At 53.3% G+C, this 25,828-nt stretch carries 17 protein-coding genes; 5 read left to right on the forward strand and 12 right to left on the reverse strand.

The features are described from left to right. Positions 1 to 8: 8 nt before the first annotated feature. From hcp to aqpZ, 3 genes are all read right to left on the reverse strand, one after another. Complete coding sequence (gene hcp / locus FDX19_RS07450; RefSeq protein WP_137382230.1) at positions 9 to 1,661, reverse strand: hydroxylamine reductase; 1,653 nt, start codon at positions 1,659 to 1,661, stop codon at positions 9 to 11. 155 nt (positions 1,662 to 1,816) lie between these two features. Then, positions 1,817 to 2,716 (reverse strand): lysine exporter LysO family protein, encoded by a 900-nt coding sequence (locus FDX19_RS07455; RefSeq protein WP_137382231.1) that lies wholly within the window; start codon positions 2,714 to 2,716, stop codon positions 1,817 to 1,819. Positions 2,717 to 2,859: 143 nt separating this feature from the next. Further along, the gene (gene aqpZ / locus FDX19_RS07460) at positions 2,860 to 3,555 is read right to left on the reverse strand and encodes an aquaporin Z (protein ID WP_170974360.1); all 696 of its coding nucleotides are present in this window, start codon (positions 3,553 to 3,555) and stop codon (positions 2,860 to 2,862) included. Between the two features lie 364 nt (positions 3,556 to 3,919). On the opposite strand from aqpZ, the gene FDX19_RS07465 reads away from it, so the two are divergent. Then, positions 3,920 to 5,578, forward strand: coding sequence for an ATP-dependent endonuclease (locus tag FDX19_RS07465; RefSeq protein ID WP_048212060.1), 1,659 nt, complete (start codon positions 3,920 to 3,922; stop codon positions 5,576 to 5,578). On the opposite strand, the gene FDX19_RS07470 is transcribed toward FDX19_RS07465, so the two are convergent. Beyond that, the gene (locus FDX19_RS07470) at positions 5,575 to 6,525 is read right to left on the reverse strand and encodes a VirK/YbjX family protein (protein ID WP_137382233.1); all 951 of its coding nucleotides are present in this window, start codon (positions 6,523 to 6,525) and stop codon (positions 5,575 to 5,577) included. The genes FDX19_RS07465 and FDX19_RS07470 overlap by 4 nt on opposite strands. A gap of 161 nt (positions 6,526 to 6,686) precedes the next feature. Here FDX19_RS07470 and macA point away from each other — a divergent pair, with 161 nt between their 5' ends. Both macA and macB read left to right on the forward strand, forming a co-directional pair. Continuing rightward, positions 6,687 to 7,802 carry a macrolide transporter subunit MacA gene (gene macA / locus FDX19_RS07475; protein WP_040231863.1) on the forward strand — a complete coding sequence of 372 codons (1,116 nt, stop codon included), beginning with the start codon at positions 6,687 to 6,689 and terminating at the stop codon, positions 7,800 to 7,802. Continuing rightward, positions 7,799 to 9,745: a macrolide ABC transporter ATP-binding protein/permease MacB gene (gene macB, locus FDX19_RS07480; protein ID WP_137382234.1), complete on the forward strand. Its 1,947-nt coding sequence runs from the start codon at positions 7,799 to 7,801 to the stop codon at positions 9,743 to 9,745. Before macA ends, macB begins: the two co-directional genes overlap by 4 nt. An 84-nt stretch (positions 9,746 to 9,829) precedes the next feature. Here macB and cspD read toward each other — a convergent pair whose 3' ends face one another. Continuing rightward, positions 9,830 to 10,054 (reverse strand): cold shock-like protein CspD, encoded by a 225-nt coding sequence (gene cspD / locus FDX19_RS07485; protein ID WP_005128369.1) that lies wholly within the window; start codon positions 10,052 to 10,054, stop codon positions 9,830 to 9,832. A gap of 322 nt (positions 10,055 to 10,376) precedes the next feature. On the opposite strand from cspD, the gene clpS reads away from it, so the two are divergent. Together clpS and clpA are read left to right on the forward strand one after the other, a co-directional pair. After that, positions 10,377 to 10,697 carry an ATP-dependent Clp protease adapter ClpS gene (gene clpS / locus FDX19_RS07490; protein WP_005128368.1) on the forward strand — a complete coding sequence of 107 codons (321 nt, stop codon included), beginning with the start codon at positions 10,377 to 10,379 and terminating at the stop codon, positions 10,695 to 10,697. Between the two features lie 30 nt (positions 10,698 to 10,727). Next, on the forward strand, positions 10,728 to 13,004 hold the full coding sequence (gene clpA / locus FDX19_RS07495; protein WP_040231864.1) for an ATP-dependent Clp protease ATP-binding subunit ClpA: 2,277 nt from the start codon (positions 10,728 to 10,730) through the stop codon (positions 13,002 to 13,004). A gap of 269 nt (positions 13,005 to 13,273) precedes the next feature. Here the strand turns inward: clpA and yegQ are convergent, their stop codons facing one another. From yegQ to FDX19_RS07530, 7 genes are all read right to left on the reverse strand, one after another. Further along, positions 13,274 to 14,635 carry a tRNA 5-hydroxyuridine modification protein YegQ gene (gene yegQ, locus FDX19_RS07500; protein ID WP_137382235.1) on the reverse strand — a complete coding sequence of 454 codons (1,362 nt, stop codon included), beginning with the start codon at positions 14,633 to 14,635 and terminating at the stop codon, positions 13,274 to 13,276. A gap of 166 nt (positions 14,636 to 14,801) precedes the next feature. After that, positions 14,802 to 15,524, reverse strand: coding sequence for a two-component system response regulator BaeR (gene baeR / locus FDX19_RS07505; protein ID WP_137382236.1), 723 nt, complete (start codon positions 15,522 to 15,524; stop codon positions 14,802 to 14,804). Continuing rightward, positions 15,521 to 16,924, reverse strand: a complete 1,404-nt coding sequence (baeS, locus tag FDX19_RS07510) for a two-component system sensor histidine kinase BaeS (protein WP_137382237.1) — start codon at positions 16,922 to 16,924, stop codon at positions 15,521 to 15,523. Before baeS ends, baeR begins: the two co-directional genes overlap by 4 nt. Beyond that, entirely contained in the window at positions 16,924 to 18,336 is a 1,413-nt protein-coding gene (locus FDX19_RS07515; RefSeq protein ID WP_137382238.1) for an MFS transporter, read from the reverse strand. The genes baeS and FDX19_RS07515 overlap by 1 nt, the downstream gene beginning before the upstream one ends. After that, positions 18,333 to 21,413, reverse strand: a complete 3,081-nt coding sequence (gene mdtC, locus FDX19_RS07520) for a multidrug efflux RND transporter permease subunit MdtC (RefSeq protein WP_137382239.1) — start codon at positions 21,411 to 21,413, stop codon at positions 18,333 to 18,335. The genes FDX19_RS07515 and mdtC overlap by 4 nt, the downstream gene beginning before the upstream one ends. Then, positions 21,414 to 24,536 (reverse strand): MdtB/MuxB family multidrug efflux RND transporter permease subunit, encoded by a 3,123-nt coding sequence (locus FDX19_RS07525; protein ID WP_137382240.1) that lies wholly within the window; start codon positions 24,534 to 24,536, stop codon positions 21,414 to 21,416. It abuts the gene before it with no gap. Beyond that, entirely contained in the window at positions 24,536 to 25,783 is a 1,248-nt protein-coding gene (locus FDX19_RS07530) for an MdtA/MuxA family multidrug efflux RND transporter periplasmic adaptor subunit (protein ID WP_137382241.1), read from the reverse strand. The genes FDX19_RS07525 and FDX19_RS07530 overlap by 1 nt, the downstream gene beginning before the upstream one ends. Positions 25,784 to 25,828: the final 45 nt, after the last annotated feature.

The following is a 25,828-nucleotide window of genomic DNA, read 5'->3' on the forward strand; positions in this document are numbered from 1 at the left end:
TTTACTCCTTACGCGCTCAGCAGCTGCTTCATGTCTTCTTCAACGGTGGTCACGGAACGCAGACCAAATTTCTCGTTGAGTACAGCCAGCAGATCGGGTGTGAAGAAGCCAGGTGCAGTTGGGCCAGTCACGATGTTTTTCACACCCAGTGACAGCAGGGTCAGCAGGATGACAATCGCTTTCTGTTCGAACCAGGAGAGCACCAGAGACAGTGGCAGATCGTTCACGCCACAACCCAGTTTCTCAGCCAGAGTGACGGCCAGGATAATGGCAGAGTAGGCATCGTTACACTGACCGGCATCGACCAGACGCGGCAGACCTTCGATATCGCCGAATTCCAGTTTGTTGAAACGGTATTTACCACAGGCCAGAGTCAGGATCAGGCAGTCATCCGGTACGCTGGTGGCGAAATCGGTGAAGTAGTTACGTTCACCGCGTGCGCCGTCACAACCGCCAACCAGGAAGATGTGACGCAGTTTTTCACGGCTCACCAGGTCAATCAGGGTATCAGCTGCACCCAGCAGCGTCTGACGACCGAAACCGACGGTGATCAGATGAGGAATTTCGCTGTACGGGAAGCCAGCCATCTGCTGCGCCTGAGCAATAACCGGACCGAAGTCATCACCTTCGAGGTGGCTCACACCCGGCCAACCGACGATGCTACGGGTCCAGATGCGGTCATCATATGCGCCAACGGTTGGGTCGATGATGCAGTTAGAGGTCATGACGATTGGGCCAGGGAAACGAGCAAATTCAACCTGCTGGTTCTGCCAGCCGCTGCCGTAGTTACCGATCAGGTGTTTGAACTTACGCAGTTCCGGGTAGCCATGTGCTGGCAGCATTTCACCGTGGGTATAAACGTTAACGCCGGTGCCTTCAGTCTGCTCAAGCAGATTGTACAAATCTTTCAGGTCGTGACCGGAGATCAGAATGCACTTGCCTTCGGTTGCTTTCACGTTGACCTGGGTTGGGGTTGGGTGACCGTATTTTGTGGTTTCACCGGCATCCAGAATGCTCATCACTTTAAAGTTCATCTGGCCGATTTCCATTGAGCACTCCAGCAGAGCGTTCATGTCGGAAGGCCAGGTTCCCAGCCATGCCATGATTTTGTGGTACTGAGCGTAGATATCGTTGTCGTACTGGCCGAGAACGTGTGCGTGCTCCATGTAAGCTGCCGCACCTTTCAGACCGTACAGACACAGCAGACGCAGTCCGAGGATATTCTCGCCGATGGTCGCTTTGTCTTTATTCGGGGTAAATTCAGCGGCCTGACGTTGCAGGTCGCCCAGATCGTCGCTGACCAGTTGCAGGTCGGCCATCGGGTTTTCAACAGTGGCGTTAGCATCAATGTTCAGGCATTGCGCTTTCAGTGCATCGCGCATCGCGATAGCTTCACGAGCATAGCCAACAATACGCGGGGAATCGAAGTTCACGTTGGTCAGCGTGGAGAAGAATGCACGCGGCGCGAAGTTATCAACTTCATGGTCGATGATGCCGTATTCACGCGCTTTAACAGCCCATGCAGACAGACCTTGTAGGGAAGCAATCAGCAGATCCTGCAGATCGGAGGTTTCAGCAGTTTTACCGCACATACCCTGCGCGTAAGAGCAGCCGTTTCCTGCCGGAGTACGGATGGTTTGTTCACATTGCACACAAAACATGGTCACACCTTTTAAAGTTATATTTAATATACATGTTTAAGGTTATGCCTGCGCGTGAAGGGATTAAAGGGATTTCTGCTACAACTTGCAGGGAGATTGATTTAGCGCAATTTTGGCGGTAGCTGACTACCGCCAGAGAGGTATTTGTCTGCGTATCAGGCGGAGAAAAAGGCCATTAACAGTGGCACTAACAGGCTCAGAATAAAGCCGTGCACAATGGCTGCGGGCACCATCTCCAGACCGCCACTGCGTTGTAACACGGGCAGCGTGAAATCCATTGATGTCGCCCCGCAAAGACCCAATGCGGTTGAACGACTGCGGACCACCAGTCCAGGGATCAGCATAATGGCAATTAACTCACGCGCCAGGTCGTTAAAGAAGGCGGCGCTGCCAATTACTGGGCCGAATGATTCGGTCAACAGAATGCCTGACAGGGAATACCAGCCAAAACCCGATGCCATCGCTAGTGCTGTTTTCAACGGCAGGCCGAGGATCAGCGCATTAATGACGCCACCCAGCAGAGAACTGGCCACCACGACCACGGCAACAATCATGCCCCGACGGTTCAGCACGATCTGCTTTAATGTCATACCGCTGTTTCGTAGTTGGATCCCAACCAGGAATAATAAAAAGATCAGCGTATATTCGCTGGCTTCGGTCGCGTGCTGCAGTATCGACAATCCGGTAAGACCCAACAGAAAACCCAGCACCACGACGCCGCAAAGCTGTAGCGACTCCAGCGCCATCGCGATTCGGGAGGGGAGCTTCTCTTGCTGGTGGCTGTGTCGCCAGGGGAGTGAGCGCTCCAGCCACAGCAGCGCTGCGATATTGCACAGCAGAATGACCGTCACACTGACGGCAGAATAATAAAGAATGGATAACAGATTACTGGCGAGATTATCCAGAAACGCCAGACTGATCCCCATAAAAAAGAGAATAAGGTAGACGATCCAACTCAACAGCCGATTGATGAGTTTTAATGCGGCTCTGTGTCGAAGCGGAATGAGGTAACCCACAATAAGGGGTACCAGAATGATTAACAGCCCTGAGAACATGAAACCCCGATCCTTGCTGAGAAGTAAGACGAAATGCGCCTGCACACACTACTGAAAGCAAAGAGGGGAGTAAAGTTGCAAATAAAAGGAAATATAGCGAGGAAAAAAAGGCCTGACAGTTCATCAGGCCTTGTTGTTAGCGATTAATCGCGTTTTTCCAGCAGGGTGCGGTAAATAAGACCGCCGACGATCCCGCCGATAATCGGCATAACCCAGAACAACCAAAGCTGTTGCAATGCCCAACCACCCTGGAAGATAGCAACCGCAGTACTACGCGCCGGGTTTACGGATGTATTGGTGACCGGGATACTGATCAGGTGAATCAACGTTAATGCAAGACCGATGGCAATTGGCGCAAAACCTGCCGGGGCATGTTTATCGGTCGCACCGTGGATCACTAATAAGAAACCTGCGGTCAGAACGATTTCAATTACGATGGCAGAAAGCATGGAATATCCGCCAGGTGAATGCTCACCGTAACCGTTTGAGGCGAAGCCACTGGCTGTTGCATCAAAACCGGCTTTGCCGCTGGCAATAAGATAAAGTACCGCTGCTGCTACAATACCGCCCACAACCTGAGCAATAACATAACCAATAACGTCTTTCGCCGGGAAGCGACCGCCAGCCCATAAACCGAATGTCACTGCAGGGTTAAAATGGCCACCTGAAATATGACCCACAGCGAATGCCATGGTTAATACTGTCAGACCAAACGCCAGGGCGACACCGGCAAACCCAATACCTAACTCCGGGAAAGCCGCGGCCAGCACTGCACTACCACACCCGCCAAAAACAAGCCAAAACGTGCCGAAGAATTCGGCTGCTAATTTCCTGAACATAACCACCTCAATTAAAAGTTCCGGGTTAGTTTTTCTATCCCGGTATTTCATCGCTAAAAGGGACGATGATTAAAGCGCGCTTATTCTAGAAAAAAATCTCATCCCTTCGCCACTTAAATTAATAAAAAAATTTGATTTAAGGCAATGTGATGCGAATCCTTTTTGGAGTTCAGGTGAATAAAGCATAGTTCAGTTATCAGAAATCTGATGATTGACGTCTGAAATTATATTCATAAGTAATTTTTAAAGAGAATATTCTTAACTCTTTCGATTTATCTGCGGATGATATTGGGTGTTCTGAGCGCCCGCTTACCGTTATACTCCTGATAACTTGAAGGAAAAAGTGAGCATTTCCGGAGGCTATATGATTCTCGAACGCGTTGAGATTGTTGGGTTTCGTGGTATTAATCGGCTGTCGTTGATGTTGGAGCAAAACAACGTGCTGATTGGGGAAAACGCGTGGGGTAAGTCCAGCCTGCTGGATGCGTTAACCCTGCTGTTGTCGCCGGAGTCGGATTTGTACCACTTTAACCGCGAAGATTTCTGGTTCCCACCGGGTGACATCCAGGGCCGGGAACATCATCTGCATATTGTCCTGACATTTCGTGAATCTCAACCGGGTCGCCATCGTGTGCGCCGATATCGCCCGTTAGAAGCGTGCTGGTCGCCGTGCCATGATAACTATCACCGTATTTTTTATCGGCTGGAAGGCGAGTGCGCTGATGACGGCAGCGTCCTGACATTACGCAGTTTTCTTGATGGCGAAGGCCACCCGTTGCCCATCGACAATATTAACGATCAGGCGCGTCATCTGGTGCGTTTGATGCCAGTATTACGTTTACGTGATGCGCGTTTTATGCGGCGGATCCGGAATGGAACGGTGCCGGATTCCGCGGATGTTGAAGTGACTGCGCGTCAACTGGATTTTATGGCACGTGAGTTGGCCACCCGACCGCAGAATCTGACGGATGGGCAGATTCGCCAGGGGCTGTCGGCGATGGTTCAACTGCTGGAGCACTACTTTTCGGAACAAGGTTCTGGTCAGTCCCGCTATCGTTTGATGCGCCGACGCTCCAACAACGAGCAGCGCAGCTGGCGTTACCTGGATATTATCAACCGTATGATTGATAAACCTGGAGGGCGTACGCACCGTGTGATTCTGCTGGGGCTGTTTTCCACGCTGTTACAGGCCAAAGGGTCGCTAAGACTGGATAAAGACGCTCGTCCGTTGCTACTGGTAGAAGATCCTGAAACGCGCTTACACCCCATTATGTTGTCTGTAGCCTGGCAACTGTTGAATCTGCTTCCCCTCCAGCGAGTGACGACGACCAACTCTGGTGAATTGTTGTCGCTTACGCCCGTGGAACATGTTGTCCGTCTGGTACGAGAATCTTCTCGCGTCGCCGCCTGGCGACTGGGACCGGGAGGACTCAATGCGGAAGATGGGCGGCGCATTGCCTTCCACATCCGTTTTAATCGGGCGTCTTCACTGTTTGCCCGTTGCTGGCTGTTGGTGGAGGGAGAAACAGAAACATGGGTCATTAACGAGCTGGCTCGTCAGTGTGGGCATCACTTTGATGCTGAAGGGATTAAAGTCATTGAATTTGCCCAGTCAGGGCTTAAACCCCTGGTGAAGTTTGCCCGCCGGATGGGAATTGAGTGGCATGTGCTGGTCGATGGCGATGAGGCGGGGAAAAAGTATGCGGCTACGGTACGCAGCCTGCTGAACGATGATAAAGAGGAAGAGCGCGAGCATTTGACCATGTTACCTGCGCTGGATATGGAACACTTTATGTACCGCCAGGGGTTCTCGGACGTCTTTCATCGGGTGGCGCAAATACCGGAAAATGTGCCGATGAATATGCGGAAAATTATCGCGAAGGCGATCCATCGCTCGTCAAAACCGGATCTGGCGATTGAAGTGGCGATGGAAGCGGGGCGACGCGGTGTTGAAGCGGTGCCAACGTTGCTGCGGAAAATGTTTTCCCGCGTGCTGTGGTTAGCACGCGGGCGAGCGGATTAGCGGCGGAACATGACTGATAACTGCGAGTGGATACTGTCGAGTAACTGATAGCGGCGGCGATATTCCGCGCGCTTCTTACTGGCAATATCTGCTTCGCTTTTACGCGCCAGCGTACGCGGAATATGATAGTAGCCATTGCTGTCACATTCGCCGCCCACTGACTCCCAAAATGAATTGTAGTCAGAATGAATCACCTTGTTTTTATCATGGTAACGCTGGCTGCGAAAAATATGCTGGTCATTGCTGACGGCCAGTACTTGTTCAATATTCAATTGTTCTGCAAAACGACAAATAGCTTCCATTACAATACGTTTAGGAAACAAACCATGGCATGATTTTGTCGCTTTTTGAATTTCTTCGTGCGGCATTAATCGGTTACCCCCCTGCAAGCCGCCAATAAAAAGTGCGCTGTGGCCTTCATAGTTACACAGGGTGAAGGTCATTTCTGCTAATGTCTCGCCCTCACTATTACGGACAAGAATGGTACTCTCACCTTCTTTATCCAGGGCAATAAATGAGGACATTATAATGGTGTATATTGCGCTGTCTTTGCCTTCAATTTGTGCCAGTTGTAACCCATCTGCACTTAAATAATTATTAAATTCTGTCGATGAAAAAGCGTTGCGGATAACATTGTAATGAAAACGCACCGCATCGAGTTTTGCTTTACGGTCAAGGTTGACTGCGAGATACGCGCGATGCTGGCGAACCGGTATACGGGGTTGGATCGCGAGAATTTCCTCGAGATCCGGCCATTGCGCCAGCTCAGCCATCCATTCACGTGTTAATCGTGGCATCAGCAATGAACGCCATACAAACTTACGGCGAAAGCTGCGTTGATGCCAAAATTTACCTGGTCGCCATTGTCCGGTTGTCAGACGACAAAAAAGACTAAAACTTGTGGCGGGTCTGGAAGAATGAAAAGTGCTTTCTGTTAGCTGGCTCATAATAACAATCCAATAGATACTCTGATACTAATTTCAGCACAGTGGACCTTAACGGTTCATCAATAACTCTGTTATTCTTTGCACTTTTCAACGTCTGTTAATTTATCGTTGATGGTTATCACTCCACTCTGGTGGGCGTATTGGGGGACACTGGGACATTTATGAAGCTCAAGGGAAAAATTAAAAAACGGTATTTTCTCCTCGCCATCATCATTATTGTGGCGATGATTTCACTTTGGCGAACGCTTAATGCGCCACTACCACAGTATCAAACGTTAATTGTACGTCCAGGCGATCTCCAGCAAAGTGTGCTGGCCACCGGGAAACTGGATGCATTACGCAAAGTTGATGTTGGTGCCCAAGTGAGTGGGCAGTTAAAAACGCTGTCAGTAGCCATTGGCGATAAAGTTAAAAAGGATCAGTTGCTCGGCGTTATCGATCCCGAGCAGGCGCAAAACCAAATCAAAGAAGTAGAAGCGACGCTCATGGAGCTGCGGGCTCAGCGTTTACAAGCTGAAGCAGAGTGGAAACTGGCACGGGTAACGCTTTCTCGTCAGCAACAACTGGCGAAAACGCAGGCGGTTTCGCAGCAGGATCTCGACACGGCAGCGACCGAAATGGCGGTCAAGCAGGCGCAGATTGGCACTATTGATGCACAAATTAAGCGTAATCAGGCTTCCCTTGATACGGCAAAAACGAACCTCGATTACACGCGAATCGTCGCACCAATGGCGGGTGAAGTGACGCAAATCACCACCCTCCAGGGGCAAACCGTGATTGCCGCCCAGCAGGCGCCCAACATTTTGACGTTGGCAGATATGAGCACCATGCTGGTAAAAGCGCAGGTCTCCGAGGCAGACGTTATTCACCTGCAGCCGGGCCAAAAAGCCTGGTTCACTGTGCTGGGCGATCCGCAGACACGGTATGAAGGTGTGCTCAAAGATGTCCTGCCGACGCCTGAGAAGGTGAATGACGCCATTTTCTACTATGCGCGCTTCGAAGTGCCTAACCCGAAAGGGATCCTGCGCCTTGATATGACCGCACAGGTGCACATCCAGCTCACCGACGTTAAAAATGTGCTGACGATCCCGCTGTCGGCGTTGGGCGATCCTATTGGCAACAACCGCTATAACGTCAGGCTGCTGCGCAATGGTGAAACTCGCGAGCGCGAAGTGGTCATCGGTGCCCGTAATGATACCGACGTAGAAATTGTGAAAGGGTTGGAAGAGGGTGATGAAGTGATCACCGGTGAGGGTAAAGCGGGAGTGGCACAATGACGGCATTGCTTGAATTGAGCAATATCCGCCGCAGTTACCCGTCAGGCGAGGGACAGGTCGAGGTATTAAAGGACGTTTCCTTGCGCATTCAGGCCGGCGAAATGGTGGCGATTGTCGGGGCGTCTGGCTCAGGTAAATCGACGCTGATGAACATTCTGGGATGCCTGGACAAGCCGACCAGTGGAACCTATCGGGTTGCGGGGCGGGATGTTTCCACCCTGGATAGCGATGCGTTAGCGCAACTGCGACGTGAGCATTTCGGCTTTATCTTCCAGCGTTATCATTTGCTGTCACATTTAACGGCGGCGCAAAACGTTGAAGTCCCGGCGGTGTATGCCGGGACTGAACGCAAGCAGCGTCTGGCTCGTGCTCAGGAATTACTTCAGCGTCTGGGATTGGGTGACCGCGTTGATTATCAGCCTTCCCAGCTTTCCGGTGGTCAGCAGCAACGTGTCAGTATTGCCCGTGCGTTGATGAACGGTGGTCAGGTCATTCTGGCCGATGAACCCACTGGCGCGTTGGACAGCCACTCCGGCGAAGAGGTGATGGCTATTCTGCATCAGCTACGCGATCGCGGGCATACGGTCATCATCGTCACGCACGACAGCCAGGTTGCCGCCCAGGCAGAACGCGTCATTGAAATTCGTGATGGCGAGATTGTGCGTAATCCGCCACCACAAAAGCCCGCTGCCGGACGTGATATTGCTGAACCAACGGTGACGACGGCTTCTGGCTGGAGCCAGTTTGTCAGCGGTTTTCGTGAAGCATTGACCATGGCCTGGCTGGCCATGGCCGCCAACAAGATGCGTACACTGCTCACAATGCTGGGTATTATCATCGGCATCGCGTCGGTGGTGTCGATTGTGGTGGTGGGCGATGCGGCAAAACAGCTGGTGCTGGCAGACATTCGTGCTATCGGTACGAATACTATTGACATCTATCCAGGCAAAGATTTCGGCGACGACGATCCGCAATATCAGCAGGCGTTGAAGTATGACGATTTAGTCGCGATTCAGAAGCAACCCTGGGTCAGTTCCGTTACGCCTGCGGTATCGAAGAACTTGCGCCTGCGCTATGGCAATATTGATGTCGCCGCCAGCGCAAACGGCGTTAGCGGTGATTACTTCAACGTCTATGGCATGACGTTCAGTGAGGGTGCCACCTTTAATGCAGAGCAGCTGGCGGGGCGGGCGCAGGTGGTGGTGCTCGACAGCAATACCCGACGTCAGTTGTTCCCCAGCAAAGCGAAAGTGGTGGGTGAGGTTATTCTGGTGGGAAATATGCCAGCCACCGTTATTGGCGTCGCGGAAGAAAAACAATCGATGTTTGGCAGCAGCAAGATCCTGCGCGTCTGGCTGCCATACAGCACCATGTCAGGGCGGATCATGGGGCAATCGTGGTTAAACTCTATTACCGTGCGGGTAAAAGAGGGGTTTGATAGCGCCCAGGCCGAGCAGCAACTCACCCGTCTGTTATCGCTGCGTCATGGCAAAAAAGATTTCTTCACCTGGAACATGGATGGCATCTTGAAAACCGCCGAAAAAACCACACGTACATTACAGCTCTTTCTGACGCTGGTGGCGGTGATTTCACTGGTGGTGGGCGGGATCGGCGTGATGAACATTATGCTGGTATCGGTGACAGAGCGTACGCGTGAAATCGGTATTCGGATGGCCGTGGGGGCGCGGGCCAGCGATGTGTTACAGCAATTCTTAATTGAGGCTGTGCTGGTGTGTCTGGTGGGAGGCGCGCTCGGCATCAGTTTGTCGATGTTAATTGCCTTTACGCTACAGCTGTTCCTGCCCGGGTGGGAAATTGGTTTCTCTCCTGTCGCGCTGTTAACGGCTTTCCTGTGTTCAACCGCCACCGGAATTTTGTTTGGCTGGCTTCCGGCCCGTAATGCAGCGCGTCTGGATCCCGTTGATGCCCTGGCACGAGAATAACGTGTTGTATTGCATACGAAATAAAAATGCCAGCCTCAGGGGCTGGCATTTTGTCTGCGGGATGTACACAATGAGACAGAAGAGCTATGCGACAGCTTCTGCTTCAATGACGGGCACGATAAGACTGGCATGATTGCCTTTTGGCCCCTGGTGGACATCAAACTGGACAGACTGTCCGGCTTTTAGCGTTCTGTAACCATCCATCTGAATGGTGGAGTAATGGGCGAAGATATCTTCACCACCGCCTTCGGGGCAGATGAAACCAAACCCTTTGGCATTATTGAACCACTTAACAGTACCCGTTTCCATACTTCGACATCCTTCGTAAATCTTATATAAGTAAGATGGAATGAACCGGTGGCGGAGTGGGGGCTGTTCAAAACCTCGCCAACTCTCGAAACTACAATTTAGAGAAATCAGGCGAGGCGTCAAGCGCCAGGCAGGTGGAATAGGGTAAAAATGCATCAAAATTTGAAGCAGTTAACGCTATTGTCGGATATGTGACAGATGTCGCGGATGACACTGATAGATGATAGTTATCTAATAATTGAGGTAGATTGATTGTGCGCATAGGCTCTTGTCAGCGGCAAGTTATTCTGCCGGTAACCGTAACTGAAGATGACGACTGACAATGGGTAAGACGAACGACTGGCTGGATTTCGAACAGCTGGCGGAAGACAAATTGCGCGACGCGCTAAAACCGCCATCTATGTATAAAGTGATATTAGTCAATGATGATTACACTCCGATGGAGTTTGTTATTGACGTGTTACAAAAATTCTTTTCTTATGATGTAGAACGTGCAACGCAACTGATGCTTGCCGTTCACTATCAAGGTAAAGCCATCTGCGGCGTATTCACCGCCGAGGTTGCTGAAACCAAAGTGGCGATGGTGAACAAATATGCGAGGGAAAACGAGCATCCGTTGCTGTGTACGCTGGAAAAAGCCTGAATGCAGGCATAAATATTGGGGGAGGTGCCTATGCTCAATCAAGAACTGGAACTCAGTTTAAACATGGCTTTCGCCAGAGCGCGCGAGCACCGACATGAGTTTATGACCGTCGAGCACTTGTTACTGGCGTTGCTCAGTAACCCATCGGCCCGCGAAGCGCTGGAAGCGTGTTCTGTGGATCTGGTGGCGCTGCGTCAGGAACTCGAAGCCTTCATTGAACAAACCACACCCGTATTGCCTGCCAGCGAAGAAGAGCGCGACACGCAGCCGACGCTGAGTTTTCAGCGTGTTTTGCAACGTGCTGTCTTTCATGTTCAGTCCTCCGGGCGCAATGAAGTGACTGGCGCTAATGTGCTGGTTGCTATCTTCAGCGAGCAGGAATCACAGGCGGCCTATCTGCTGCGTAAGCATGAAGTCAGTCGCCTGGACGTGGTGAATTTCATTTCTCATGGCACGCGTAAAGACGAACCGAGTCAGTCTTCTGACTCCGGGAATCAGCCAAATAACGAAGAGCAAGCTGGCGGGGAGGACCGTATGGAGAACTTCACGACTAACCTTAACCAGCTGGCTCGCGTGGGCGGGATTGATCCGCTTATTGGCCGCGAAAAAGAGCTGGAGCGCGCCATTCAGGTACTGTGTCGTCGGCGTAAAAATAACCCACTGCTGGTGGGTGAATCCGGCGTGGGGAAAACGGCGATTGCCGAAGGTCTCGCCTGGCGTATTGTCCAGGGGGATGTGCCGGAAGTGATGGCAGATTGTACGCTGTACTCTCTGGATATCGGTTCATTGCTGGCGGGGACCAAATACCGCGGTGATTTTGAAAAACGCTTTAAGGCGCTGCTGAAACAACTGGAACAGGATACCAACAGCATTCTGTTTATCGATGAGATCCACACCATTATCGGTGCGGGTGCGGCATCGGGCGGCCAGGTGGATGCGGCTAACCTAATCAAGCCGCTGCTCTCCAGCGGGAAAATCCGTGTGATAGGTTCAACCACTTATCAGGAGTTCAGCAATATCTTTGAGAAAGACCGTGCGTTAGCGCGTCGCTTCCAGAAAATCGATATCACTGAGCCGTCAGTGGAAGAGACCGTGCAGATCATCAACGGTCTGAAACCGAAGTACGAAGCGCACCATGATGTTCGCTACACCGCCAAAGCGGTACGTGCAGCGGTTGAACTGGCGGTGAAATACATTAACGATCGTCATCTGCCGGATAAAGCGATTGACGTGATTGATGAAGCGGGCGCGCGGGCGCGTCTGATGCCGGTCAGCAAGCGCAAGAAAACCGTCAACGTGGCAGATATCGAGTCCGTCGTGGCCCGCATTGCGCGGATCCCGGAGAAGAGCGTTTCACAGAGCGATCGTGATACGCTGAAAAATCTGGGCAACCGTCTGAAAATGCTGGTGTTCGGGCAGGATAAAGCCATTGAAGCACTGACTGAAGCGATCAAAATGAGCCGTGCCGGTCTGGGTCATGAGCATAAACCTGTCGGTTCGTTCCTGTTCGCCGGACCGACTGGCGTCGGTAAGACCGAAGTCACGGTGCAGTTGTCTAAAGCGCTGGGCATCGAACTGCTGCGTTTTGATATGTCCGAATATATGGAACGTCATACTGTCAGCCGCTTGATTGGTGCGCCTCCTGGGTATGTCGGTTTCGACCAGGGCGGTTTACTGACCGATGCGGTGATTAAACATCCGCATGCTGTACTGCTGCTGGATGAAATTGAAAAAGCGCACCCGGATGTCTTTAACCTGCTGCTGCAGGTCATGGATAACGGTACGCTGACTGACAATAACGGGCGTAAAGCGGATTTCCGCAACGTGGTGCTGGTGATGACGACCAACGCCGGGGTACGTGAAACTGAGCGTAAATCGATTGGGCTTATTCACCAGGACAACAGTACTGATGCGATGGGCGAAATCAAAAAAGTGTTTACGCCGGAATTCCGTAACCGCCTCGACAACATTATCTGGTTCGATCATCTCTCTACTGAGGTGATTCATCAGGTGGTGGATAAATTTATTGTTGAGCTGCAGGTTCAGCTGGATCAGAAAGGTGTCTCTCTGGAAGTGAGTCAGGAAGCACGTAACTGGCTGGCGGAAAAAGGCTACGACCGCGCAATGGGCGCACGTCCGATGACGCGAGTGGTTCAGGACAACCTGAAAAAACCATTGGCCAACGAATTGCTGTTTGGTTCGCTGGTGGATGGCGGTCAGGTTACCGTCGCGCTGGATAAAGAAAAAAATGAGCTGACCTACGGTTTCCAGAGTGCGCAAAAGCACAAGCCAGAAGCTGCACATTAATTTCTAATCACATAATAAGCCGGGCGTAATGCCCGGTTTTTTTTCGCCTGAAAGTCGTGAATAGAATAGGGGGGACTCGCAGAGTTTAAACGGCAGGCAAAAAATAAGCCTGCGTAAGGGAGATTACGCAGGCTAAGGAGGTGGTTCCTGGTACAGCTAGCATTTATGGGTTATGTTTTTCAGCGGAAGCGATAATACCCTTAATGAACGAAACGGTATGTGATCGATTTCTAAGAATCTTCCGAACGCTGAAAAATAACCGTAATTAACTACTTAGCATGTGGGTTGCGCGTGGACTCACCGGTAAAATTACGCATCAACAATGCATAATTCAGATCGATATCCTCTGGTACTGGCATCCACACGGTGTAACCATCGCCCGGCGCAACTGGCATGGCTTCGCCTTTGGCGTTTTCCATCTGCTCAAGGGTGAAATTGACGTTACCCTGTGGCGTCATCAGCTCCAGACTGTCACCGACGGTGAATTTGTTTTTCACCAGTACGGCTGCCAGCTCGCCTTTACGCTCGCCAGTGAATTCGCCGACAAACTGCTGACGCTCGGAAACGGAGAAACCGTATTCGTAGTTCTGATAGTCGTCATGCGTATGGCGGCGCAGGAACCCTTCGGTGTAACCGCGATGCGCCAGGCCTTCCAGCGTTTCCAGCAGTTGCGGATCGAACGGTTTACCGGCTGCAGCATCGTCAATGGCTTTACGATAGACCTGTGCGGTACGGGCGCAGTAATAGTAAGACTTGGTGCGGCCTTCGATTTTCAGCGAATGTACGCCCATCTGGGTCAGGCGTTCAACGTGGGCAATTGCGCGTAAATCTTTTGAGTTCATGATGTAAGTGCCGTGTTCGTCTTCGAACGCGGTCATGTATTCACCCGGACGCTGGGCTTCTTCAATCATAAACACTTTGTCCGTAGGCGCGCCGATCCCAAGCGTCGGTTCCACGTTTTGTACCGGGATGGGTTCGTATTTGTGCACGATATTACCCACCACATCTTCTTTACCTTCCTGCACGTTGTATTCCCAGCGACAGGCGTTGGTACAGGTACCCTGGTTAGGGTCACGCTTGTTGATGTAGCCAGAGAGCAGGCAGCGACCGGAGTAGGCCATGCACAGGGCGCCGTGAACGAAGATCTCAAGCTCCATATCCGGCACCTGAGTGCGGATCTCTTCAATTTCTTCCAGCGACAGTTCGCGGGACAGGATCACGCGGGTCAGCCCCATCTGCTTCCAGAATTTTACCGTTGCCCAGTTTACGGCGTTAGCCTGTACCGACAGGTGAATGTCCATATCGGGGAAGTTCTCACGCACCAGCATGATAAGACCCGGATCGGACATGATCAGCGCATCCGGCCCCATTTCCACAACGGGTTTCAGGTCACGAATGAAGGTTTTCAGCTTGGCGTTATGCGGGGCAATGTTAACCACCACATAGAATTTTTTACCCAGTTCATGGGCTTCATTAATGCCGAGCTGCAGGTTTTCGTGGTTGAATTCGTTGTTGCGTACGCGCAGTGAGTAACGCGGCTGGCCCGCATACACAGCATCTGCGCCATAGGCGAAAGCGTAACGCATATTTTTCAGCGTTCCCGCCGGGGAAAGGAGTTCCGGTTTAAACATAGTTTTCTCGTTCTGATGACAGGTCAGACTCGCTTCACTGAATGAAACGGTTGGGGGAGTGCCCCCACATTAAGGGCGGGCATTGTATCGCTGCGTGACGGGCAGGTAAAGTTATTGTGCCGGGTGGGCGTTTTGCCTTACCCGGCCTTGATTGACTTTTGGCAGATTAAGCAATCCGGCAGGCATCGGCTTCCCAGCGATATCCTACGCCATAGACCGCGCGGATAAACGACTGCTCTGCATCCAGCGATTCCAGTTTGCGGCGCAGGTTCTTGATATGGCTGTCGATGGTGCGGTCGGTAACGACGCGGTAGTCATCGTAGAGATGGTTGAGCAATTGCTCGCGGGAGAACACTTTTCCCGGTTCATGCGATAGCGTTTTGAGTAAGCGAAATTCAGCGGGCGTCAGGTCGAGCATTTTTCCACGCCACGATGCCTGAAAACGGCCTTCATCGACGATCAGCGGACTTTCTGCATCCATCTGTTGCAACTCGCGCTGTGGCTTACACCGGCGCAGGATCGTTTTCACTCGTGCGACGACTTCCCGCGGGCTGTACGGTTTACAAATGTAGTCATCTGCACCGATCTCCAGCCCCAGCAGGCGGTCAATCTCTTCGATTTTGGCGGTCACCATCATAATCGGGACGTCAGAGAAACGACGAATTTCCCGACACAAAGTCAGACCGTCGGTACCTGGCAACATCAGATCTAACAAGATCAGATCGGGCGGCGTCTGGCGTACGTAAGGCAACACCTGATCGCCGTGGTTGATGAGCGTAGGGGCATAGCTTGCCGCACGCAGGTAGTCGATGAGCAGTTGCCCCAGCTTGGGTTCGTCTTCCACGATCAGAATACGCGGCGTGTTTTCATCAATGGGTAACTCAGTCATACATCTCTCTGTAAGTCGCGTTCCAGCGGTAACTCTACTGTAATGCTAACCCCGCCAAAAGGCGAATGGGCGGCGCGGATCAGACCATTATGCGCCTGGACAATGTTGACGCAAATCGCCAGCCCCAGCCCGGACCCTCCGCTGGCCCGGTTACGGGACCCTTCGGTGCGATAAAAACGTTCAAACAGTTTCTGTAGCTGTTCGTCGCTAACGCCGGGGGCGGAATCGGCGAAGGTTAATAACACCATCCGTTCGCGCTGTTCGGCGCTGATATGCAGACCGCCACCGCTGTCGGTGTAGCGCAGGCTGTTTTCCAGTAGATTGTTAAACAGTTGCATCAGGCGATCCCTGTCGCCAAAGACCGTCATGCTGTCCGGGAGTGAAAGTTGGATCGTCAGTCCACGGCTGGCGAAGCGTTCGCGAAACGCGCCGCTCGCCACTTCCAGCAGAGGGATCAGGTCCAGCGAGGTTTTCTGGTAGGCCAGCGCCCCTTCATCAGACATAGAAAGCTGGTGGAGATCGTCTACCAGTTTGGTGAGCGTACCCACTTCAGCCTGCAAAGAGGCAACGGAGTCGGGCGTGAACTGGCGGACACCATCCTGAATGGCTTCGAGTTCGCCGCGCAAAACAGCCAGCGGCGTGCGCAGTTCGTGAGAGATATCAGCCATAAAGTCCCGGCGCATCTGCTGGTTTTTTTCCAGCGTACTGGCGAGCTGGTTGAAATCCTGCGCCAGTTTACCCAGTTCATCGGTACTGGTGGGAACCACGCGGGTGGTAAAATCGCCGGCCGCCAGTTTGTGTGTGCCTTCCACCAACCGCTTAACCGGGGCGAGCAGGCTGCGCGCCAGCGTAAACGTCGCCAGCGCGGCAAGGATCGTGGAGAGCGCCACAATAAGCCAACTGGATCGTCTTTGCTGCATGTCGAAATTGATATCCGTATTCCGCGTCAGCCGTTCTACGGGGGAGGCGATCACGGCGCCCACTTCGCTACCGTTAACGCGTATGGGATGGCGCATGCCGTCACGAGGAACTGGGCCGCGCGGGCCGACCAGCACACGGGCACTTTGATCGACCACCCAAAATTGCGTACGCCAGCCGTGCGGCGGCATGCCGGGTCCCGGTTTATCATCGTCATTGTCGTGTTCAAAAGAGCGCAGGATCTGGAAAACAAAACGATCGTTATTGCGTAAGAATCGCCAGTTGCCGTGCTGCTCGTACTGCTCGCTTAACGCATCGCTGAGCATTTGCAGGCGTTGTTCGTTACCGTGTTTGATGTAGTCAATAAAACCGCGTTCGAAGCTAATGCGCACGGCCCAGTGCATACTGATCAGCAGCACAATGCAGGTGGCGAAAATAGCCAGAAAGAGTTTGCCGGTGATACCGGGCCGCCAGAACTTCATCAGGTGCTCCTTTTGCGCCGTGAAATCACCGCGTTGGTCTGCGTGTCGTTCGGCACGCGGGCAAAAATGAGGGCGGGCAGTGCGATAAGGAACGCAATGCACAACCAGGTATACATAAAGACGGTATGCGTAGACGCGCTGTCGATGGCGATATGCTGCTGTCCGAACATGCCTAACAACAGACCGGCGATGGTTACCCCGATACTCATCGACAGTTGCATGATCATTGACAGCAGGCTGTTGCCGCTGCTCGCGAGGTCATCCGGCAGGTCTTTTAGCGTCAGCGTGTTCATTGAGGAGAAGCGGGTAGAATTGACCATCCCCTGTAAGAACAGTATGAACGGCAGGGCGTAATACCAACCGAGTAACGCGGTGCTCATCAGCAACAGGCTGACTATCGACAGGCCAAGCGTGGTGGTGACCAGTACGCGACGGTACCCAAACCGGTTGACGACCTGGACCACGATGCGTTTCATTCCCATACTGCCCAGCACCATCGGGATCATCATCAATCCGGCATGAAATGGCGAAAAGCCCAATCCAATCTGCAGGAATACCGGGGTCATGAACGGTAACATCCCGCTACCAATCCGCCCGGCAAAGCTGCCGAACAGCCCTAACGAGAAGGTGTGTGTACGAAACAGATGCAGGCTAAACAGCGCACGAGGGTTGTTGTGGGCATGTTTCAGATACAGCAGGATCGCCAGTACGCCACAGATAACCAGCGCTGCCAGCGTGATGTGGGAAATGCCGGTTCCCTTACTACCATCGAGCGCTAACGTGAGTACCGCCATGCCGACAGCCAGCATCATGAATCCAGAAAGATCGAAACGGCGAGTTTGCATGGTGTAGTTGGGCATCAGCATTAACGTCGCTATTGCCCCGACAATGCCAACCGGAATGTTAATCAGAAATATCCAGTGCCAGGAGGCATATTCCACCAGGATACCACCTAATGCCGGGCCCAGAAGAGGACCAATCTGACCGGGCAAGGTGACGAATGTCATTGCCGCCATGTATTGCTCGCGTGGGACGATTTTCATCACCGTCAACCTGCCGACGGGCACCATCATCGCGCCGCCTACACCTTGTAACACGCGAGCCATTACCAGTTCATTCAGCGTTCCGGACCAGGCGCAAAATAGCGATCCCAGCGTAAACAGAATGATCGCGGTGAAGAATATATTGCGCACACCGATTTTATCGGCCAGCCAACCGCTGGCAGGGAGCATTACGGCGACGGTAAGTACATACGACACAATGACCATGTGCATATGCAGTGGGCTTTCCCCGAGGCTTTTGGCCATCGAGGGAAGCGCGGTGTTGACGATGGTGGTATCCAGCGATTGCATAAAAAAGCCAAATGCCACAATCCAAAGCTGCCAGCGGGTGCTGTCGGGAAGTTCTGTCATAACTCTGCTACCGGTTTGCTGTTTTTACGCGAAAAACGCAGACGCAGACGGTCGAAAAAGAGATAGACCACCGGAGTGGTGTACAGCGTCAGTAGCTGACTGACAACCAGCCCGCCAACAATGGTTATCCCCAATGGTTGACGCAGTTCAGAGCCGTCACCTGCGGATAATACCAGCGGCAGCGCACCAAACAGGGCCGCCAGCGTGGTCATCATTATTGGGCGAAAGCGCAGCAGGCAGGCCTGGAAAATCGCTTCTTCCGGCTGCAGCTTGCCATTTCTCTGCGCTTCCAGCGCAAAATCGACCATCATGATGGCGTTTTTCTTCACAATGCCAATTAATAGCATGATCCCTATCAGGGCGATTAGGCTGAACGGGGCATTGAACAGCTCCAGCGCCAGTAAGGCCCCAACGCCGGCAGAAGGCAGCGTGGAGAGAATAGTCAGCGGGTGAACATAGCTTTCATACAGCATACCCAGCACGATATAGACGGTGGCGATGGCGGCGATAATCAGGATCACCTGTGAGTTCATGGTGTCCTGAAATACCTGCGCGGTACCCGCAAAGCTACCACGTACCGTTGACGGTACTCCAAGCTGGGTCATGGTTCGGTTGATGGCCTCCGTTGCTTCAGAAAGTGAAGAACCGGTCGGCAGGTTAAATGATACGGTTGAGGCGGCAGACAACCCCTGGTGATTCACCGATAGCGGCGCATTTGCCGGTTGCCATTTGGCAAAGTACGACAACGGTATTGCTTTGCCATCGCTGTTGATGACGAACATTTTGTCCAGGGCGCTGATATCCTGGGTGTAGCGTGGGTCGACTTCCATCACCACTTTGTACTGGTTCATCGGCTGATAGATGGTTGAAATTTGTCGCTGACCAAAGGCGTTATTCAGCAGGCTGTTGGCAGCTTCAACGTCGATTCCCAGACGTGACATGGTGTCACGATCGTAGGTCAGATTCATTTCTGCGCCGTTGTCCTGCTGATCGGAGTTAACGTCCGCCAGCTGGGGCAGGGCGGCCAGCGCCTTACGAATTTTCGGTTCCCATTCGCGTAGTGCGGCGAGGTCATCTGACAACAGAGTGTATTGGTAGCTGGCATTAGCCTGACGACCGCCGACGCGAATATCCTGCACCGCCATCAGAAACAGGTTTGCGCCGGGTTCTTTGGCAAGCTTCACACGCAGGCGGTCGATCACCTGTTGCGCCGTTTCGTGACGTTCGCCACGAGGCTTCAGGGTGATAAACATCATTCCGCTGTTGACGCGTGAGCCGCCGGTAAACCCGGTGACGTTATTCACCGCAGGATCGTCGCGGATGATCTTCATAAAGTCCTGCAGTTTGCCCCGCATCGCCTGAAACGAAATGCTCTGATCGGCCTGGATCCCGCCCATGAGTACGCCGGTATCCTGCTCCGGGAAGAAGGTTTTGGGGATTGAAATATAGAGCCAGACGTTCAGGGCAATGGTTGCGAGTAGCACCACGCCCACCATGCGTGTGTGGCGTAGCACCCACTTCAGCGACGTGGCGTAGCTTTGCTGTAATGCCACCAGTACACGGCCAAATCCCCGCTTACGCGATTGTTCGCGTGGCGTGCTGGATTTGAGCATCCAGCCGCACATCATCGGCGTCAACGTCAGCGATACCAGCAGTGAAATACCGATAGCCACCGACAGGGTGACGGCAAACTCGCGTAACAGACGGCCTGGCAGCCCGCCCATTAACAGCAGTGGCAGAAACACCGCCACCAGCGACAGGCTCATGGAGAGAACGGTGAAACCCACCTCGCGCGTGCCTTGTAGCGCCGCCTGTAACGGTTTCATTCCCGCTTCGAGATGGCGCGCAATGTTCTCCAGTACCACAATGGCATCATCGACGACAAAACCCGTCGCGATGGTTAGCGCCATCAACGACAGGTTGTTGAGGCTAAATCCACACAGATACATCGCGGCAAACGTACCAATCAGCGAGACCGGAACCGCAACGGCGGGGATCAGGGTGGCACGCCCGGAGCGCAGGAAGACAAATACCACCAGGATAACCAACGCCACGGAGATAATCAGCGTTTGCTCTACTTCAGCCAACGAGGCGCGGATAGTGGGTGAACGATCCTGGGCGATTTGCAGATCGATAGCGGCCGGGACCATCGTTTGTAGCTCCGGTAATTTGGCGCGAATGCTGTCGACCGTCTGAATAATATTGGCTTCTGGCAGTTTGCGGATCATCAGCAGAATGGCCGGTTTGGCATTGGTCATCCCCGCATTGCGTACGTCCTGCACTGAATCACTGACAGATGCAACATCCCCCAGTCGCACAGCTGCGCCGTTGTTATAGTGGATGATAACTGGCTTATATTCCGCCGCGGTTTTTAGCTCATCGTTGGTTTGTACCTGCCAGCGATGGGTTTCATCTTCGATAGCGCCCTGCGGTTTGCGCACGTTGGCGTTATCGATAGCGCTACGCACCGCATCCAGCGATACCCCTTGGTTAAACAGCGCCTGCGGATTAAGCCCCACGCGCACGGCGGGAAGAGAGCTTCCTCCGACATCCACATCACCGACGCCGTTGATTTGTGCGATGGTCTGCGCCAGTTGCGTCGAGGCGAAATCGTATAATTCACCTTGCGAGTACGTGTCCGATGTCAGCGTCAGGATCATGATCGGGGCATCTGAAGGGTTGGCCTTCCGATACGTTGGGCGGCTGGGCATCCCGCTGGGCAGCAGGCTTTGCGCCGCGTTAATGGCGGCCTGTACGTCCCGTGCTGCACCGTTGATGTCGCGGTCAAATTTAAATTCGAGAATAATGCGCGTGCTACCAAGCGAGCTGCTTGATGTCATCTCATTTACGCCCGCGATCCGCCCAAGCGAGCGTTCCAGTGGGGTTGCTACAGATGACGCCATTGTTTCTGGTGATGCTCCCGGTAGTGATGCACTGACCATGATTACCGGAAAATCAACCTGCGGCAGGGGGGCCACTGGCAACAGACGAAAGCCCAGTATGCCGCACAGGGTAATGGCGACGGAAATAAGAATGGTCGCCACCGGACGGTGTATGAAGAGAGCGAAAAATTTCATTTACGCGTCCTCTCGCTGACGCGGGAAGCGGTTTTTCACATACAGCGACAGTCGGTCAAACAGCAGGTAAATCACCGGTGTGGTAAACAACGTCAGGACCTGGCTGACCAGCAAACCGCCAACCATGCCAATACCTAATGGACGGCGTAACTCTGCACCTACACCGGTGCTTAGCATCAGTGGCAACGCCCCCAGTAGCGCTGCCAGCGTGGTCATCAGGATAGGGCGAAAACGCAGCAGACAGGCCTGGAAAATGGCATCGCGCGGTGACATTCCCTGCTCACGTTCCGCGGCAAGGGCAAAGTCAATCATCATGATGGCGTTTTTCTTCACGATCCCGATGAGCAAAATAATGCCGATGATCGCGATCACGTCCAGTTCGCTGCCGGCAATCATGAGCGCCAGCAACGCCCCGACACCCGCAGTGGGAAGCGTAGAGAGAATCGTAATCGGGTGAATAAAGCTTTCGTACAATACGCCGAGCACGATATACATCGCGACCACTGCCGCCACAATCAGCCAGATAGTGTTGCCCAGGGCAGCCTGGAAGGCCAGCGTACTGCCCTGGAACTGAGTGGTGATATTTGCGGGCAGGTTAAGTGTTTTTTCGGCATCCTGAATCGCCTGTACCGCATCGCCCAACGACTGATTATCTGGCACATTGAACGAGATAGTCGTTACCGGGAATTGATCGAGATGGTTAATCGATAGCGGGGCAAAACGCTGCTCAATGCTGGCGATGGCGCTGAGCGGTACGATTCCGCCATCGCTACTGGTCAGACGAATGGTATCCAGCGCTGCAAGTCCCGGTGTGCTGTCAGTGTTATGCTCTAACACCACGCGATACTGGTTCGCCTGCGTGTAGATAGTCGAAATCAAACGCTGTCCGAAGGCGTTATACAGGGCGTTATCGACATCCGCCATACTGATCCCTAAACGGCTGGCGCTGTCACGATTGACGTTCACATACGCGACCAACCCTTGATCCTGCCAGTCGCTGCTAACATCAGACAATTGTGGTAACTGCTGCAGTTTTTCAAGCAGCTGTGGGACCCACGTGCTGAGGGCGTCAAGAGAGTTAGCTTGTAACGTAAACTGGTATTGCGTTCGGCTGACCTGGGTATCAATCGTCAGATCCTGCGTGGGCTGTAGATAAAGGTCAACGCCAGGGACTCTGTCTACCTCATCCTGTAATCGGGCGATCACTTTCTGTACGCGATCGTCGCGTTCATCCAACGGTTTAAGATTAATTTGCAGACGCGCACTGTTCAGCGCGGGGTTAGTGCCGTCAACGCCCACAAAGGCCGTCAGGCTTTCTACCGCGGGATCTTGGAGGATCACATCAGAAACCTGGCGTTGACGCTGGGCCATGCTGGCAAATGAACTGGATTGCGGAGCCTGCAGCGTACCCTGAATAATGCCGTTATCCTGAATTGGGAAGAAGCCTTTTGGGATAAACACCCACAGCATGACGCTCAGCGCCAACGTACCGAGGGCTACGCTAAGCGTTAACCACGGGTGGTTAAGTACTTTTGCCAGCCAGTGTCCGTATCCGGCAATCACCCGATCGAACATTTTTTCTGAGGCGCGGGAGAAGCGGTTTTGTTTACGCAATGACGCCTGACTGAGCATGCGCGCACACATCATCGGCGTAAGGGTGAGCGATACGACGGCAGAAATCAGAATCGCCACCGCCAGCGTAACGGCGAATTCGCGGAACAAGCGCCCGACGATATCGCCCATGAATAGCAGTGGGATCAATACTGCAATCAATGAAAACGTCAGGGAGATGATGGTAAAACCAATCTCGCCTGCACCTTTCAGGGCTGCGGTCAGTGGTTTTTCCCCTTTTTCGATATAGCGCGAAATATTCTCGATAACCACAATGGCATCATCCACCACAAAACCCGTGGCGATGGTCAGCGCCATCAATGTCAGGTTGTTGATGGAGAAATCAAGAAAGACCATTACAGCGAAGGTCCCGATCAGCGATAGCGGAACGGCAACCGCAGGAATGATGGTGGCAGGAATATTGCGCAGAAACAGGTAGATAATCATGACGACCAACGCAATCGCCAGCATCAGTTCGAACTGAGTGTCGGCAACGGAAGCGCGAATATTGGTCGTACGATCCGAAAGTACAGTTACCTTCACCGATTTCGGCAGGCTTTCCGTCAGTTGCGGCAGCATTTGCCGAATACTGTCCGCCGTGGCGATAATATTTGCGCCAGGCTGACGCTGTACGTTCATCACGATGGCTTGTTGTTTGTTGGCCCATGCCCCAAGCCAGCTGTTTTCTGCACCTTGTTCGACGGTGGCGACATCACCAAGTCGTACCGGTGCACCATTTTTATAGGCAACGATTAACTGGCGATACTCATCGGCAGACTGCATCTGGTCATTAGCGGAAAGTGTAACGGCGCGCGTTGGCCCATCAAGACTCCCTTTGGCGGAATTGACGTTGGCACCGGTAATCGCCGTACGGATGGTTTCGCTGGTCAGACCGAGCGCTGCAATCGCTTGGGCATTAAGCTTCACGCGGACCGCCGGACGCTGGCCGCCAGAAAGTGTCACCAGGCCAACACCAGAAACCTGGGAGATTTTCTGTGCGACGCGGGTTTCCACCATATCTTCCACCTGCGTCATCGGCATGGCGGTCGAGGTGACGGCCAGCGTCATGATCGGCGGATCCGCTGGATTAACTTTGCTGTAGACCGGTGGGTTAGGCAGATCGCTCGGTAATAAATTGGTGGCGGCATTGATGGCGGCCTGAACTTCCTGCTCGGCAACATCCAGTGGCAGGGTCAGTTGAAACTGCAACGTGACGACCGATGCACCACCGGAACTTTGGGAGGACATTTGTTTCAGGCCGGACATCTGCCCGAACTGGCGTTCAAGTGGAGCGGTAACCGCAGACGTCATGACATCCGGGCTGGCTCCGGGATAGAGCGTTATGACCTGAATGGTGGGGTAATCCACTTCCGGTAATGCCGCAATGGGCAGAAAACGGTAGCCGATGATACCGGCAAGCAGAATCGCGACCATCAGCAACGTGGTGGCGACGGGGCGCAGAATAAACAGGCGGGACGGGCCGCCTGTATTGCCGGGAGGTAACACCTGCATCAGGAGCTCGCTCCTTTTTTGCCATAGCCGCGCGGTGCGGCTTTGTCGTCGCTAGCGGTGGCGGCGTGAGCCTCCACGACCTCGACTTTAGCCCCTTCCGTCAGACGATCAATCCCGTCGGTGACGACGCGATCGCCCGCGGACAGCCCGGCGGAGATAACGACGTTCTGACTGTCCTGAATTCCCGGTTTAACCAGATGTTTGCTGACTTTGTTGTCGCTGTTCAGCACCCAGACAAAGTGGCCTTCGTTACCCATTTGTAGTGCGGCAGTCGGGATCACGACGGCATTTTGTTCCGTATCGACGAGCATGCGAGCGTTAACAAACTGATTCGGGAACAAGGCATCGTCCTGGTTGTTAAAGCGGGCCTTTGCTTTGATGGTGCCGGTGGTGGCGTCAATCTGGTTGTCGAGGCTCTGCAGCACGCCTTCGCTCAGTTTTTGCGAGTTGGTACGGTCCCAGGCCTCAACTTTCAGTGGCGTCCCCGATTTCTGTGCCTGTACGACGGTCGCGATATCGTTCTCTGGCAGAGTGAAAACCAGATCAATAGGATGGGTTTGTGTAATGACGACAATCCCGGTGGTATCGCTGCTGGATATCTGGTTACCCACATCCACAAGCTTCAGACCTACCCGACCATCAACTGGAGCCGTTATCCGGCTCCAGTCGAGTTGCAATTGCGCGCTGGCGACGCTGGCTTCATCGGCTTTTATCGTCCCTTGTGTTTCGTTGACCAGCGCCTGTTGCGCATCCAGTTCCTGACGAGAGACCAGATTCGTTTTGACCAATTGCTGATAGCGGGCGAGGTCGCGACGCGCATTGGCTAGCGTGGCTTTATCTTTCGCTAACTGTCCCTGCGCCTGCGCCAACGCAACGTTAAACTGGCTCGGGTCGATCTCGGCCAGCAGATCGCCGGCTTTCACCTGTTGCCCTTCCTGAAAGTGTATGGCGATGAGTTGGCCGTCCACGCGACTGCGCACCGTCGCGGTGTTCGCGGCAGTAATGGTACCCAGCCCGGTCAGATAGCGTGGAACCGCTTGTTCGACTGCCGTGGCCGCCTGAACCGGAGCCAACGGACCGGAACGCATTCCTCGCCGTCCCGTTGCCGGAGCGGGTTGTGTCTGACGGGTTGCGCCGGGGGCTGTTCCCTGGGGTTCGCTGCGACTTTGCCAGAACCAGAAGGCGGCGATGGCGGCCACGACGATCACGATTACTATCACCCAGCGGGATTTGTTACGGCCTTTCATTGTTATGAGTTTCTCATCCTGAAACGTTTCGCGGAATGATACTAG

It is taken from the genome of Citrobacter sp. wls619, assembly GCF_005281345.1.
Classification (GTDB): domain Bacteria; phylum Pseudomonadota; class Gammaproteobacteria; order Enterobacterales; family Enterobacteriaceae; genus Citrobacter.